This window comes from Pseudomonas sp. NFPP07 (genome assembly GCF_900115645.1).
Classification (GTDB): Bacteria; Pseudomonadota; Gammaproteobacteria; order Pseudomonadales; family Pseudomonadaceae; genus Aquipseudomonas; species Aquipseudomonas chlororaphis.
In genome coordinates, this window is record NZ_FOXG01000013.1 from 35,511 (window position 1) to 48,836 (window position 13,326).

Below are 13,326 nucleotides of genomic sequence, written 5' to 3' on the forward strand. Positions count from 1 at the left end.
CAGGCATCACCCCAACAATGTGCTCTCTTCAAGAAAGACAATATTCAGAGGACAGAAACATGAACGATAACACCGGCTTTGAAGCCATATCCAAGCGTGAGCATGGCCTCAGGCGCCAGCTAACGGCCGGGCAGATGAGCATGATCGCCATCGGCGGGGCGATCGGTACCGGCCTGTTCATGGGCAGCGCCTACGCCATCGGTTACGCCGGGCCCAGCGTGCTGCTCAGCTACGCCATCGGCGCGCTGATCACCCTGCTGCTGATGGGCTGCCTGGCGGAAATGACCGTGGCCCATTCCACCTCCGGCTCCTTCGGCGCCTACGCCGAGTTCTACATCAGCCCGCTGGCCGGGTTCCTGGTGCGCTATGCCTATTGGGCGGCCATCGTGCTGGCGGTCGGCGCCGAGGTCACGGCCATCGCCATGTACATGAAGTACTGGTTCGCCCACGTGCCGGAATGGGTGTGGATCGTCTCGTTCTCCAGCGTGCTGATCCTGCTCAACGCCATCAGCGTGAAAACCTTCGGTAGCTTCGAGTACTGGTTCTCCACCATCAAGATCGCCGCCATTGTCGGTTTCATCATCCTCGCGGTGTACGTGGTGTTCGGCTCCGGCAATGCCGACTACGGCCTGCACAATTACACCGCCCACGGCGGCTTTTTCCCCCACGGTGTGCAGGGCATGTGGATCGCGGTGATCGTTTCGATCTTCAGCTACCTGAGCGTGGAGATGATCGCGGTGGCCGCCGGCGAAGCCGAGGACCCGCAGCGGGCGGTGAAAAAGGCCTTTCGCGCGACCATGGTGCGGCTGGTGGTGTTCTACCTGCTGACCCTGGCGCTGATGCTGGCCATCGTGCCCTGGGTCCAGGCCGGCAAGGCGCAGAGCCCGTTCGTCACGGTGATGCAGACCATCGGCATTCCCGGCGCCACCGGGGTGATGAACTTCGTGATCCTGATCGCCGCGCTGTCGGCGATGAACAGCCAGCTGTACATCACCACGCGCATGATGTTCAGCCTGTCCCGCGGCGGTTATGCACCCAAGTCCATGGGCGCCCTGAGCAAGAGCGGCATCCCGTTGAACGCCTTGCTGCTGTCCAGCTCGGGCATTGGCCTGGCGACCCTGATCAACGTGCTGTACCCGGAAAGCTCGTTCACCCTGATGATGGCGATCTCGATGTTCGGCGCGATCTTCACCTGGTTCATGATCTTCCTCACGCACTACTGCTTCCGCCGTTACCACCAGCGCCATGGCGAGCAACAGCTGTCGTTCCGCATGCGCCTGTTCCCCTGGAGCACGTTGCTGGGCCTGGTGCTGATGGGGGCGGTGATGATCACCACCTACTTCACCGAGGCCTTCAAGATGACCCTGGTGTTCGGCGTGCCGTTCCTGCTGATCCTGACGGCGGTCTACTTCGCCTGCTTCAGAAAAAACCGGGCCGCCGCCGAGCTGAACCCGTCCAAGGTCTGACCCAAAACCTGTAGGAGCGAAGCTTGCTCGCGATCCGCGCAGCGGCCATTCACCGCGGCGTTGCGACGAACGCTATTCGCGAGCAATCGAGCGTCGACCGGCGGCTCCTACAAGGGGCTCAGGGTTTCCAGGAGAGCCTTGGCGTAGGGCGGCAGGGCGTTGAAGTCGCGGGCACAGAGCAGCAGCTTGCGTTGCGCCCAGGCCTCCACCAGCGGCAGCACGTTGAGCGATGCATCCGGCCCCCGGCGTTCGACGGCGGCCCGGGGCACCACGGCCAATCCGGCGCCCCGGGCGACCATGCGCATGACTCCGTCGAAGCCGTCGGCGCGGATGCGGATCGGCATTCGCAGCCCCAGGTGCAAGGCCTGTTCTTCCAGGTACACGGCCAGGGCGCTGTGGGCAGCGAGGCCGACATAGTCGTGGTGCAGGCTGTCGCTGAAACTCACCGCCCGGCCGTCCGCCAGCGGGTGGTGGGCAGGCAGGACCAGTACCAGCGGGTCGTCGCGAAACGCCAGGGTCTGCAGGTCCTGGGTATCCACCGCGTCGGAGACTATCCCCAGGTCCGCCGCGCCCTGGCGCAGGGCGTGGGTGATGTGCAGGCTGGGCAGTTCCTGCAGGTCGATGTCGAGGTTGGGGTGGGCGCAGAGAAAGTCCGCCAGCGGCTCCGGCAGGTATTCGGTGATCGCCGTGGTGTTGCACAACAGGCGCACCTGGCCTTTGACGCCCCGGGCGTATTCGGCCAGGTCCTGGCGCAGGTGCTCGGCCTGTTGCAGCAGGCCGCGCGCGTGCTGGGCCAGGGCCTTGCCGGCGGGCGTCGGGCTCACGCCTCGGCGGCCGCGCTGCAGGAACTCGGTGCCCAGGGACGCTTCCATGGCGCGGATTCGTGCGCTGGCCGCGGCCAGGGACAAATGGCTGCGGCTGGCGCCGGCGGTGATATTGCCGGCGTCGAGGATGTTCAGGTACAGGCGCAGGTCGGTCAGGTCGAAGTGCATGAGGGTGTCCTTGATAGCGCCGCTGTGCGGCTATCGCGAGCAAGCTCGCTCCTACAGGGGCCACACCCTTCGATGTAGGAGCGAGCTTGCTCGCGATAGGGGCATCACAGCCGCTGAAAATCCAAAGCCTCTCGCCAGACAAGAGGCTGCCTCAGTATATGGCAGATTTTCAGCCCACCGCCGCGGGCGCAGGATAGCGCCATGAACACGTCCCTCGCGTTTTACCAGAACCTCGGTTTACTCCTGTCCCTGCTGGTGATCGGCACCTTTGTCCTGGCCGGCATGATCAAGGGCGTGATCGGCCTCGGCCTGCCGACCATCGCCATGGGCCTGCTCGGCCTGGCTATGGCGCCGACGCAGGCTGCGGCTTTGTTGATCATTCCGGCGACCCTGACCAATGTCTGGCAGCTGGCGTTCGGCGGGCATCTGTGGACATTGCTCAAGCGCTTGTGGCCGCTGCTGCTGGCGATCTTTATCGGCACGGGCCTGGGTAGCCTGTGGCTGGGCATCGACGGTGGGCGCTGGGTGGTGCGGGCGCTGGGGGCGGCGTTATTGCTCTATGCCCTGAGCGGGTTGCTGCTGCCGACCCTGCGGCTGCGACCACGCATGGAAAGCTGGCTGGGCCCGGCCTGTGGCCTGGTGACGGGCGTCATCACCTCGGCCACCGGGGTGTTCGTGATTCCGGCGGTGCCTTATCTACAGGCCTTGGGGCTGCACAAGGACGAACTGGTGCAGGCCCTGGGGCTGTCGTTCACCGTCTCGACCCTGGCCCTGGCGGCCGGGCTGTACTGGCGCGGCGCCCTGGGCGGCGGCGAACTCAGCGCCTCGCTGCTGGCCCTGATCCCGGCCCTGCTCGGCATGTGGCTGGGCCAGGCACTGCGCCAGCGCATCAGCGCGGTGTTGTTCAAGCGGGTGTTCTTCAGCGGCCTGGGGTTGCTTGGTGCTCACCTGTTAATCAACGGCTAGCGGACGACGGGCTGAGCATGTCGATGCGGCGGATATCGAAGTCGCGTTCCAGGTAATCCATGCGCTTGTCGAAGAACGCCTTCATATGCGGCAGGTTGGAGTGCACGTCCAGGTGCGCCTGGGATTCCCAGATCTCATAGAAGATGAACAGGCTCGGGTCCTGCTGGTCGCGCAGCATGTGGTATTCGATGCAGCCGGGTTCGGCGCGGCTGGGTTCGACATAGGCGCGAAACAGCGCCTCGAAGGCCTCGGACATTTCCGGGCGGGTCTTGGCGTGGAGGATAAAACCGTGCTGTTCGGACATGCTGCGTTCCTGGGTAAAGGGAGTTTTAAAAATTCTACGACACGAATCCGCCGCCTATTCGTGCGTATTGGTCAAATGCTTTTTGCCTGGATCGCGCTTATTCATATCGTCTTTCAACGATATTCTCCGCCCCATCGTTTTTTAATCTTCTCGACCCGGCCCTGCGGCGCAGCGCCAAAGGGTTGTTCCTGATGAGGCTGGATCATGAAAAAAGTACTGTTGCTCAACGGTGGCAAGAAGTTCGCCCACTCCGACGGCCGCTACAACGCGACCCTGCATGAAGCCGCGGTGATGGTGCTGGACCGTGGCGGCGTGGACGTCAAAGTCACCCACATCGACGAGGGCTACGACATCAAGGAAGAAGTGGCCAAGTTCCTCTGGGCCGACGTGATCGTCTACCAAATGCCGGGCTGGTGGATGGGCGCGCCCTGGATCGTGAAAAAGTACATCGACGAAGTCTTCACCGAGGGCCACGGCAGCCTCTACGCCAGCGACGGCCGCACCCGTTCCGATGCCTCGCAGAAGTACGGCAGCGGTGGCCTGATCCACGACAAGCAGTACATGCTGTCGCTGACCTGGAACGCTCCGCAGCAAGCCTTCGACGACCCCACCGACTTCTTCGAAGCCAAGGGCGTGGACGCGGTGTACTTCCCGTTCCACAAGGCCAACCAGTTCCTCGGCATGCGCGGCCTGCCGACCTTCCTCTGCGTCGACGTGATGAAGCGCCCGAACATCGAGGCCGACGTGCAGCGCTACGAAGAACACCTCAAGGCGGTGTTCAACCTCCCCGCGTAAATCCGGCTACTATCGGTGGCGTGCCACAAGCCTGACACAGGATGTAGCCGCTGCCGCAGGCTGCGATCGCCACCGAAGGGGGCGCAAGGTCGTGAGATCGCTGAAGGCCTTCGGCCTTATCGCAGCCTGCGGCAGCGGTTACAGGCGCCCAACCGAGATAGAGGACTTACGTGAAAGCCAGATCCGACGAACTCCAGATCTTCGTCTGCGTCATCGAGTGCGGTTCGATTTCCGCGGCGGCCGAGCAGGTCGGGCAGACGCCGTCGGCGGTCAGCCGCACCCTGTCGCGCCTGGAAGCCAAGCTCGACACCACGCTGATCAACCGCACCACGCGGCGCATGGACCTGACCGAAGAGGGCAAGTATTTCTTCGAGCAGGCCAAGCTGATCCTCGACCAGATGGACGAACTCGAAGAGCGCCTGTCGTCCCGCCAGCAGACGCCGTCCGGGCGCCTGCGCATCAACGCCGCCTCGCCGTTCATGCTGCATGCCATCGTGCCCTACATCGCCGAATTCCGTAGCCTGTACCCGGACATCCAGCTGGAGCTCAACAGCAACGACCTGATCATCGACCTGCTGGAACAGAGTACCGATATCGCGATCCGCATCGGCACCCTGGCGGACTCGACCCTGCACGCGCGTTCGCTCGGTTGCAGCCCGCTGCACATCCTCGCCAGCCCCGACTACCTGAAGCGGCACGGCACACCCGCCAGCGTGGCCGAGCTGAGCGACCATACCCTGCTGGGCTTCACCCAGACCGAAACCCTCAACCACTGGCCGTTGCGCCATGTGCACGGCGACCGCTGGCCGATCCAGCCGGGCATCAGCGCCTCCAGCGGCGAGACGGTGCGCCACCTGGCGCTGGCAGGGCAGGGCATCGCCTGCCTGTCGCACTTCATGACCATCGACGACATCCGCGCCGGGCGCCTCACGCCGCTCCTCGCCCAGTTCAACAGCGGCTATCGCCAGCCGATCAACGCCGTGTACTACCGCAACTCGCAGCTGGCCCTGCGCATCCAGTGCTTCCTCGACTTTATCCAGGGCAAGCTGGCCGAGTACGCCAACCCGCTGTTCGAAGGCTGAGGCCTTTCTGCTGTAGGAACCGGCTCGCCTTGCACCGCCCGGGCAGGCGCCGTCGCTGGCAAGTCGGCTCCTGCAGCGGCCAATCTCCGTGGGAAGACCGATCCCTGATTTGTGATCCCTGCGCAAGAGTGATTTGGGCCAACCTGCCTGTTTCGGCAGGAGTCGCCCGTCGATACTGGCGCCATCACTTACCCACCCAGGGAGTTTCTCCATGAATGTATTCGTTACCGGCGCCGCGGGTTTTATCGGCGGCTCCATCGCCACCGGCCTGGTTAAGGCCGGCCATCAAGTCACCGGCCTGGTGCGCAGCGCCGAACAGGCCGCCGAACTCAGCGCCCTGGGCATCCAGCCGGTACTCGGCAGCCTGGACGACAGCGCCGTGCTGAGCGAACAGGCCCGTGCCGCCGACGCGGTGATCAACGCGGCCAGCAGCGACCATCGTGGCGCGGTGGAAGTCCTGCTCGCGGCCCTCAAGGGCTCCAATAAAGTCTTCTTGCACACCAGCGGTTCGAGCATCGTCGGCGACGCTTCGGGCGGCAAGGTCAGCGACGTCGTCTATCAGGAAAACAACCTGCCAGAGCCCACCGTCGACAAGGCCGCGCGCGTGGCCATCGACAACCTGGTGCTGGCCGCGGCCAAGGACGGGGTGAACTCGGCGGTGCTCTGCAACACCCTGATCTACGGCCACAGCCTCGGCGTGAAACGCGACAGCGTGCAGCTGCCGCGGCTGCTTAAGCAGGCGCGCAACAGTGGCGTGGTGCGGCATGTCGGGCCGGGGCAGAACATCTGGTCCAACGTGCATATCGAAGACGTGGTGGCGCTGTACCTGCTGGCGCTGACTCGCAACATTCCAGGCACCTTCTACTTCGTCGAAAGCGGTGAAGCCTCCTTCATCGACATGACCACCGCCATGGCCCAGGCCCTGCACCTCGGCGCGCCGCAGGACTGGCCGCTGGCCCAGGCCGAAGCCGAATGGGGCTATGAAATGGCCAACTACGGCCTGGGTTCCAACAGCCGCGTGCGGGGCAAGAACGCCCGCGAATTGCTGGGCTGGGTACCGCGGCGCACCTCGGTGCTGGAGTGGATTCGCCACGAGATGGTCTGACCCGCTATCCCTGTAGCCGCTGTCGAGCTTGCGAGGCTGCGCTCGGCGGCGTAGCCGTCGTAAACCGGCTGGCGCGTTTTTCCAGGCAGTTCGTGGATTCAGGTTTTGCGGCAACTGCGTTGCCGATCGCAGCCTCGCAGGCTCGGCAGCGGCTACACGGGCAGCGTGATCCTGTAGCCGCTGCTGCAGGCTCGGGCCGCGTTCGGACGATCGACCGGTACGGTCGTGACGACCTCAAGCGCGGCACCGTAGCCACCGTCACTCGTCCCCTCGCCAGACGGCCGCTTCAAGCGGCCGTTTTTATTTGCCGATTGCTCCGCCCCCGATCTTGCCCCTATCGTTCGACCTGCCAAAAAACAATAAAAGGACGGACCTTATGCGCATTGTTCTGTTTAAGACCATGGCTCTGACAGCGGCCATCGCCGCCAGCTCGCCGACCTTCGCCGCGTTGCTGGAAGGTGGCGCGGTCGCCGCGCCGAACCAGTATGGCGCCGACGTCGCGGCGCAGATTCTCAAGAAGGGCGGCAACGCGGTGGATGCCGCGGTCGCCACCGCCTTCACCCTGGCGGTGACCTACCCCGAGGCCGGCAACATTGGCGGTGGCGGTTTCATGACCCTGTTCATCGACGGCAAAGCCTACTTCCTCGACTACCGCGAAACCGCGCCCAAGGCCGCGACCCGCGACATGTACCTGAATGACAAAGGCGAGGTGATCGAGAACCTCAGCCTGGTCGGCGCGCGCGCCGCCGGGGTGCCGGGCACGGTGATGGGCCTGTGGGAGGCGCACAAGAAGTTCGGCAAGTTGCCCTGGAGCGAACTGATCACCCCGGCGGTGGGCTATGCGAAAAACGGTTTCAAGGTCGCCGACAAGCAGTACCAGTACCGCGAGGACGCGCTGAAGCTGTTCAAGGACAGCACCAATTTCGGCGACTATTTCGGCAGCATGAAAGTCGGCGAAACCTTCCGCCAGCCGGAGCTGGCCGCGACCCTGGAACGCATCGCCGACCAGGGCGTCAAGGAGTTCTACGAGGGCAAGACCGCCGACCTGCTGGTGGCGCAGATGCAGGCCGACAAAGGCCTGATCACCAAGCAGGACCTGCAGGACTACAAGGTCGCCTGGCGTGAGCCGCTGCAGGTCAACTGGCGCGGCAATACCCTGTACACCGCGCCGCCGCCCAGCTCCGGCGGCGTCGCCCTGGCGCAACTGATGACCATCAAGGAAGAACGCACGGCGGACTTCAAGGGCGTCGAGCTGAACTCGGCCAAGTACATCCACTTGCTGGCGGAAATCGAAAAACGCGTGTTCGCCGACCGCGCCGATTACCTTGGCGACCCGGCGTTCTCCGAGGTGCCGGTCAAGCAGCTGACCGACCCGGCCTACCTGAAAAAACGTGCCGCCGAGATCAACCCGACGGCCATCTCGCCCACCGAAAAAGTCCGCCCGGGCCTGGAGCGGCACCAGACCACCCACTTCTCCATCGTCGATGCCGACGGCAACGCGGTGAGCAATACCTACACCCTCAACTGGGACTACGGCAGCGGCGTGGTGGTCAAGGGCGCGGGCTTCCTGCTCAACGACGAAATGGACGACTTCAGCGCCAAGCCCGGGGTGGCCAATGCCTTTGGCGTCGTCGGCGGCGACGCCAACGCCATCGCGCCGGGCAAGCGCATGCTGTCGTCCATGAGCCCGAGCCTGGTGACCCGCGACGGCAAGGTCACCCTGGTGCTGGGCACGCCGGGCGGGTCGCGGATCTTCACCTCGATCTTCCAGGTGCTGAACAACCTCTACGACTTCAACCTGCCGCTGGAAAAAGCCGTGGCCGCGCAGCGCGTGCATCACCAGTTGCTGCCCAAGGACACCATCTACTACGACGCCTACGCGCCACTCAGCGGCAAGGTCGCCGACGAGCTGAAAGCCCTGGGCTACACCCTGGAAGACCAGGGCTGGGAGATGGGCGATATCCAGGCGATCCGGGTCACCGGCAGCCAGCTGGAAACGGCCTCCGACCCACGCGGACGCGGCGTGGGCAAAGTCGTCAAATAACCTGCCCCTGTAGGAGCGAGCTTGCTCGCGATGGCGTCCTGCCTGACCCACCGTGTGGTCCTGATCGCGAGCAAGCTTCGCTCCTACAGAAAGCCATTCCTCCCCGTGGCCACTGGCTGCGGGGTTCTGCTCCTTGCGCTACAGCGGATGAAAATCCCCCTCGCCAATTTTCATTATTCGCGACACGACTTGTCTGTCCGCGACAAAGCGTGTCTCTGTGCGAAAGTTACTTTCATGTGGTTTGAAAATCAGGTCACGAAATGATTTATGAGTTTCACAAGCATTCGACGTGACCCTTTTTCGAGGAGTACCGCATGACACCTGCATCGGGCTACTGGCTGCTGGGCTATGCCGCCATCGCCATCATCGCGCTGATCGTCCTGATCGCGCGCTACCGGATCAATCCGTTCATTGTCATCACCCTGGTCTCGGTGGGCCTGGCGCTGATGGCCGGGATGCCGCCGTCCGGCGTGGTCGGGGCCTACGAGGCGGGTGTCGGCAAGACCCTCGGGCACATCGCCCTGGTGGTGGCGCTGGGCACCATGCTCGGCAAGATGATGGCCGAGTCCGGCGGCGCGGAGCAGGTGGCGCGAACCCTGATCGATCGTTTCGGTGAGCGCAACGCGCATTGGGCGATGGTCTGCATCGCCTTCCTGGTGGGCCTGCCGCTGTTCTTCGAGGTCGGTTTCGTGTTGCTGGTGCCGATCGCCTTCACCGTGGCGAAGCGTGTCGGCGTGTCGATCCTGATGGTCGGCCTGCCGATGGTCGCCGGCCTGTCGGTGGTGCATGCCCTGGTGCCGCCGCACCCGGCGGCGATGCTGGCGGTGCAGGCCTACCAGGCGTCGGTGGGGCAGACCCTGCTGTACGCGATCCTGATCGGCATTCCCACGGCGATCATCGCCGGCCCCCTGTACGCCAAGTTCATCGTGCCACGCATCCAGCTGCCGGCGGAAAACCCGCTGGCGCGCCAGTTCATCGAGCGTGAACCGCGCACCCGGTTGCCCAGTTTTGCGATCACCATGGCCACCATTCTGTTGCCGGTGGTGCTGATGCTGGTCGGCGGCTGGGCCAACCTGATTTCCACCCCGGGCAGCGGCCTCAACCAGTTCCTGCTGTTTATTGGCAACTCGGTGATCGCCCTGTTACTGGCGACCCTGTTGAGCTTCTGGACCCTGGGTCTGGCCCAGGGCTTCAACCGCGAATCGATCCTCAGGTTTACCAACGAATGCCTGGCGCCGACCGCCAGCATCACCTTGCTGGTGGGCGCCGGCGGCGGCCTCAACCGGATCCTGGTGGACGCCGGGGTCACCGACCAGATCGTCGGCCTGGCCCATGAATTCCAGCTGTCGCCGCTGCTGATGGGCTGGCTGTTCGCCGCGCTGATGCGCATCGCCACCGGCTCGGCCACCGTGGCCATGACCACCGCTTCGGGCGTGGTAGCGCCGGTGGCCATCGGCCTGGGGTATCCGCACCCGGAACTGCTGGTGCTGGCCACCGGCGCCGGCTCGGTGATCTTCTCCCACGTCAACGACGGCGGCTTTTGGCTGATCAAGGAATACTTCAATATGACCGTCACCCAGACCTTCAAGACCTGGACGGTGCTGGAGACCCTGATCTCGGTGGTCGCCTTCGCCCTGACCGTCGGTCTTGCCCAACTGCTTTGAGCCCAGGTGCCGTCCATGGACATCCTCTACCAGATCCGTTCCCGCCAGGATTCCTTCAGCGCCGGCGAAGGCCGCATCGCGCGCTTGATGCTCGATGACGTCGGTTTCGCCGCCTCGGCCAGCCTCGAACAGCTGGCGCAGCAGGCAGAAGTCAGCGCCGCCACCCTGTCGCGGTTTGCCCGCAGCGTGGGCTGTCGCGACCTGCGCGACCTGCGTTTGCAACTGGCCCAGGCCAGCGGCGTTGGTAGCCGTTTTCTCGACCCGGCGGGCACCCCGGAGCAGTCGGGTTTCTACCGACAGATCGTCGGCGATATCGAGTCGACCCTGCACCAGCACCTGGCGGGGTTCGACGAGTCGCGCTTTCGCGATGCGGTGCGCTTGCTGGGCAAGGCGCAGATGATTCACGCCTTCGGCATGGGCGGCTGTTCTACCTTGTGCAGCGACGAATTGCAGGTGCGCCTGGTGCGCCTCGGCTATCCCATCGCCGCCTGCCACGACCCGGTGATGATGCGGGTGACCGCCGCGGCCCTGGGCCCGCAACACGCGCTGATCGCCTGCTCCCTGACCGGCATCACCCCCGAATTGCTGGAGACCGTCGAACTGGCCCGCAGCTACGGCGCCAGGGTGCTCGCCATCACCCTGGCCGACTCGCCGCTGGCGGAACTGGCCGACGTGCTGCTGCCGCTGCAGAACGCCGAAACCTCCTTCATCTACAAACCCACGGCCGCGCGCTACGGCATGCTGCTGGCCATCGATGTGCTGGCCACCGAGCTGGCGCTGGCCCTGCCCGAAGACAACCAGGAACGCCTGCGCCGGATCAAACTGGCCCTGGACGATTACCGCGGCGGTGACGATTGCCTGCCGCTGGGAGACTGAGATGCGCTACGACACCCTGATCCGCAACGCCCTGGTGATCGACGGCAGCGACCGCCCGGCTTACCCCGCCGATGTCGCCCTGCTCGAGGGCCGCATCGCCCGCATCGGCGACCTGCAAGGCGCCCGCGCCAGCGAAGAAATCGACGCCGCCGGGCGGGTGCTGGCCCCCGGTTTTATCGACGTGCACACCCACGACGACACCGTGGTGATCCGCCAGCCGCAGATGCTGCCCAAGCTCAGCCAGGGCGTGACCACGGTGATCGTCGGCAACTGCGGTATCAGTGCCTCGCCGGTGAGTCTGCGCGGCGAGCCACCGGACCCGATGAACCTGCTGGGTAGCCAGGCGGCCTTCGTCTACCCGCGTTTTCGCGACTACCGCGCGGCGGTGGACGCCGCGCAGCCGGCGGTCAATGTGGCGGCGCTGATCGGCCACACGGCGCTGCGCAGCAACCACCTGGACGACCTGTATCGCACCGCCACGACCGAGGAAATCGCCGCCATGCGCGAGCAGTTGCGGGCCAGCCTGGAAGACGGCGCCCTCGGCTTATCCACAGGCCTGGCCTACGCCAGCGCCTTCTCGGCCGAGACCGACGAGGTGCTGCAACTGGCCGCGGAACTGAGCGCCTTCGGCGCGGTGTACACCACCCACCTGCGCAGTGAATTCGAGCCGGTGCTGGAGGCCATGGACGAGGCGTTCCTGATCGGCCGCCAGGCCAAGGCGCCGGTGATCATTTCCCATCTCAAATGCGCGGGGGCGGGCAACTGGGGGCGCAGTCCGCAATTGCTGGCGTCCCTGGAGCTGGCGGCGAAAGACCATCCGGTGGGCTGCGACTGTTACCCCTACGCGGCCAGTTCCTCGACCCTCGACCTCAAGCAGGTCACCGATGCCTTTCGCATCACCATCACCTGGTCCACCCCGCACCCGGAACTGGGCGGCCGCGACCTGATGGACATCGCCGCCGAGTGGGGCACGACTCTGCTGGAGGCCGCGCGGCGCCTGCAACCGGCCGGCGCGGTGTACTACGGCATGGACGAAGCCGATGTGCGGCGCATTCTTGCCCACCCGCTGTCGATGATCGGTTCCGACGGCCTGCCGGAAGACCCGTTCCCCCATCCACGGCTGTGGGGCGCTTTCCCGCGGGTACTCGGGCACTTCAGCCGCGACCTCGGCCTGTTCCCGCTGCACACCGCGGTGCACAAGATGACCGGGCTGTCGGCGGCGCGTTTCGGCCTCAAGCAGCGTGGCGAAATCCGCGAAGGGCACTGGGCCGACCTGGTGCTGTTCGACCCGGCGCGGGTCCGCGATGTGGCCGACTTCAAAAGCCCGCAACAGGCCGCCGAAGGGATCGAGGGCGTGTGGGTCAACGGCGTGCGCAGCTATGCCGAAGGCCAGGCCAACGGCCGCCGGCACGGGCGCTTCCTGGCGCGGGAAGGGGATTTACGCGAAGGGTTCAATGGCTGAAGGCGCGCGGCGTCGAATAGGTGAACACCGTCACAGTGATGGCCTGATGATATTAAAGAAAGCCTTGGCCTAGCCGAAGTGCTGACATCCACCTGCTATACCGTGGACATCTTTCATCAGGGAGTCGCGCAATGAGCTTTGGCAGAACCACCCCCATCCTGCGGATCTTCGACGAGGCCAAGGCGCGGGAGTTTTATATCGACTTCCTCGGCTTCACGCTCGACTGGCAGCACCGCTTCGAAGACAACTTCCCGCTGTATATGCAGGTGTCGCGCGGGGAGTGCGTGCTGCACCTGTCGGAGCACCATGGCGACAGCACGCCGGGCTCCGCGTTGCGCATCGAGACCGACGAGCTGGAGGCCTTCCAGCAGCAGTTGCTGGCCAAGGATTACCGCTTCGCCCACCCACAGATCCAGGCCATGCCCTGGGGCAGCCAGGACCTGACGGTGCTCGATCCGTTCGGTAATCGGCTGGTGTTCACCAACGCCATCAGCGTCTGAGCCAGCACCTCGCATCTTGCGCCTGAACCTTGTAGCCGCTGCCGAGCGCAGCGAGGCTGCGACAGGACCG

At 64.9% G+C, this 13,326-nt stretch carries 12 protein-coding genes; 10 read left to right on the forward strand and 2 right to left on the reverse strand.

The annotated features are described in order from the left end of the window. The first annotated feature begins 59 nt into the window (after nucleotides 1–59). Nucleotides 60–1,466 (forward strand): amino acid permease, encoded by a 1,407-nt coding sequence (locus BM019_RS28305; RefSeq protein ID WP_092422067.1) that lies wholly within the window; start codon nucleotides 60–62, stop codon nucleotides 1,464–1,466. A gap of 107 nt (nucleotides 1,467–1,573) precedes the next feature. Here the strand turns inward: BM019_RS28305 and BM019_RS28310 are convergent, their stop codons facing one another. Next, entirely contained in the window at nucleotides 1,574–2,458 is an 885-nt protein-coding gene (locus BM019_RS28310) for a LysR substrate-binding domain-containing protein (RefSeq protein ID WP_092422070.1), read from the reverse strand. A 201-nt stretch (nucleotides 2,459–2,659) separates the two neighbouring features. Here BM019_RS28310 and BM019_RS28315 point away from each other — a divergent pair, with 201 nt between their 5' ends. Further along, entirely contained in the window at nucleotides 2,660–3,424 is a 765-nt protein-coding gene (locus BM019_RS28315; RefSeq protein WP_092422073.1) for a sulfite exporter TauE/SafE family protein, read from the forward strand. On the opposite strand, the gene BM019_RS28320 is transcribed toward BM019_RS28315, so the two are convergent. Continuing rightward, a complete protein-coding gene (locus tag BM019_RS28320; protein ID WP_016704181.1) occupies nucleotides 3,414–3,728 on the reverse strand; it encodes a putative quinol monooxygenase in 315 nt (104 codons plus the stop codon). The two genes, BM019_RS28315 and BM019_RS28320, sit on opposite strands and share 11 nt — an antisense overlap. A gap of 204 nt (nucleotides 3,729–3,932) precedes the next feature. On the opposite strand from BM019_RS28320, the gene BM019_RS28325 reads away from it, so the two are divergent. The 8 genes from BM019_RS28325 to BM019_RS28365 all read left to right on the forward strand — a co-directional run bounded on the left by BM019_RS28325 (nucleotide 3,933) and on the right by BM019_RS28365 (nucleotide 13,256). Further along, the gene (locus BM019_RS28325) at nucleotides 3,933–4,523 is read left to right on the forward strand and encodes an NADPH:quinone oxidoreductase MdaB (RefSeq protein WP_092422076.1); all 591 of its coding nucleotides are present in this window, start codon (nucleotides 3,933–3,935) and stop codon (nucleotides 4,521–4,523) included. Between the two features lie 170 nt (nucleotides 4,524–4,693). Then, nucleotides 4,694–5,605 (forward strand): LysR family transcriptional regulator, encoded by a 912-nt coding sequence (locus tag BM019_RS28330; protein ID WP_009042067.1) that lies wholly within the window; start codon nucleotides 4,694–4,696, stop codon nucleotides 5,603–5,605. Between the two features lie 211 nt (nucleotides 5,606–5,816). After that, nucleotides 5,817–6,710 carry an NAD-dependent epimerase/dehydratase family protein gene (locus BM019_RS28335; protein ID WP_092422079.1) on the forward strand — a complete coding sequence of 298 codons (894 nt, stop codon included), beginning with the start codon at nucleotides 5,817–5,819 and terminating at the stop codon, nucleotides 6,708–6,710. Nucleotides 6,711–7,086: 376 nt separating this feature from the next. Beyond that, nucleotides 7,087–8,754 carry a gamma-glutamyltransferase gene (ggt, locus tag BM019_RS28340; protein WP_092422082.1) on the forward strand — a complete coding sequence of 556 codons (1,668 nt, stop codon included), beginning with the start codon at nucleotides 7,087–7,089 and terminating at the stop codon, nucleotides 8,752–8,754. 314 nt (nucleotides 8,755–9,068) lie between these two features. Beyond that, nucleotides 9,069–10,418 carry a GntT/GntP/DsdX family permease gene (locus tag BM019_RS28350; protein ID WP_092422085.1) on the forward strand — a complete coding sequence of 450 codons (1,350 nt, stop codon included), beginning with the start codon at nucleotides 9,069–9,071 and terminating at the stop codon, nucleotides 10,416–10,418. Between the two features lie 15 nt (nucleotides 10,419–10,433). Then, a complete protein-coding gene (locus BM019_RS28355) occupies nucleotides 10,434–11,294 on the forward strand; it encodes a MurR/RpiR family transcriptional regulator (RefSeq protein ID WP_092422088.1) in 861 nt (286 codons plus the stop codon). A gap of 1 nt (nucleotide 11,295) precedes the next feature. After that, entirely contained in the window at nucleotides 11,296–12,756 is a 1,461-nt protein-coding gene (locus tag BM019_RS28360) for an N-acyl-D-amino-acid deacylase family protein (RefSeq protein ID WP_092422091.1), read from the forward strand. 131 nt (nucleotides 12,757–12,887) lie between these two features. Continuing rightward, nucleotides 12,888–13,256: a glyoxalase superfamily protein gene (locus tag BM019_RS28365; protein ID WP_009042073.1), complete on the forward strand. Its 369-nt coding sequence runs from the start codon at nucleotides 12,888–12,890 to the stop codon at nucleotides 13,254–13,256. The last annotated feature ends 70 nt before the right edge of the window (nucleotides 13,257–13,326 follow it).

Coding starts and splice junctions, on each gene's coding strand:
- BM019_RS28355 (WP_092422088.1), top strand. CDS start 10,434: ATGGACATCCTCTACCAGATCCGTTCCCGCCAGGATTCCTTCAGCGCC.
- BM019_RS28320 (WP_016704181.1), bottom strand. CDS start 3,728: ATGTCCGAACAGCACGGTTTTATCCTCCACGCCAAGACCCGCCCGGAA.
- BM019_RS28315 (WP_092422073.1), top strand. CDS start 2,660: ATGAACACGTCCCTCGCGTTTTACCAGAACCTCGGTTTACTCCTGTCC.
- BM019_RS28335 (WP_092422079.1), top strand. CDS start 5,817: ATGAATGTATTCGTTACCGGCGCCGCGGGTTTTATCGGCGGCTCCATC.
- BM019_RS28360 (WP_092422091.1), top strand. CDS start 11,296: ATGCGCTACGACACCCTGATCCGCAACGCCCTGGTGATCGACGGCAGC.
- BM019_RS28350 (WP_092422085.1), top strand. CDS start 9,069: ATGACACCTGCATCGGGCTACTGGCTGCTGGGCTATGCCGCCATCGCC.
- BM019_RS28365 (WP_009042073.1), top strand. CDS start 12,888: ATGAGCTTTGGCAGAACCACCCCCATCCTGCGGATCTTCGACGAGGCC.
- BM019_RS28310 (WP_092422070.1), bottom strand. CDS start 2,458: ATGCACTTCGACCTGACCGACCTGCGCCTGTACCTGAACATCCTCGAC.
- BM019_RS28325 (WP_092422076.1), top strand. CDS start 3,933: ATGAAAAAAGTACTGTTGCTCAACGGTGGCAAGAAGTTCGCCCACTCC.
- BM019_RS28305 (WP_092422067.1), top strand. CDS start 60: ATGAACGATAACACCGGCTTTGAAGCCATATCCAAGCGTGAGCATGGC.
- ggt (WP_092422082.1), top strand. CDS start 7,087: ATGCGCATTGTTCTGTTTAAGACCATGGCTCTGACAGCGGCCATCGCC.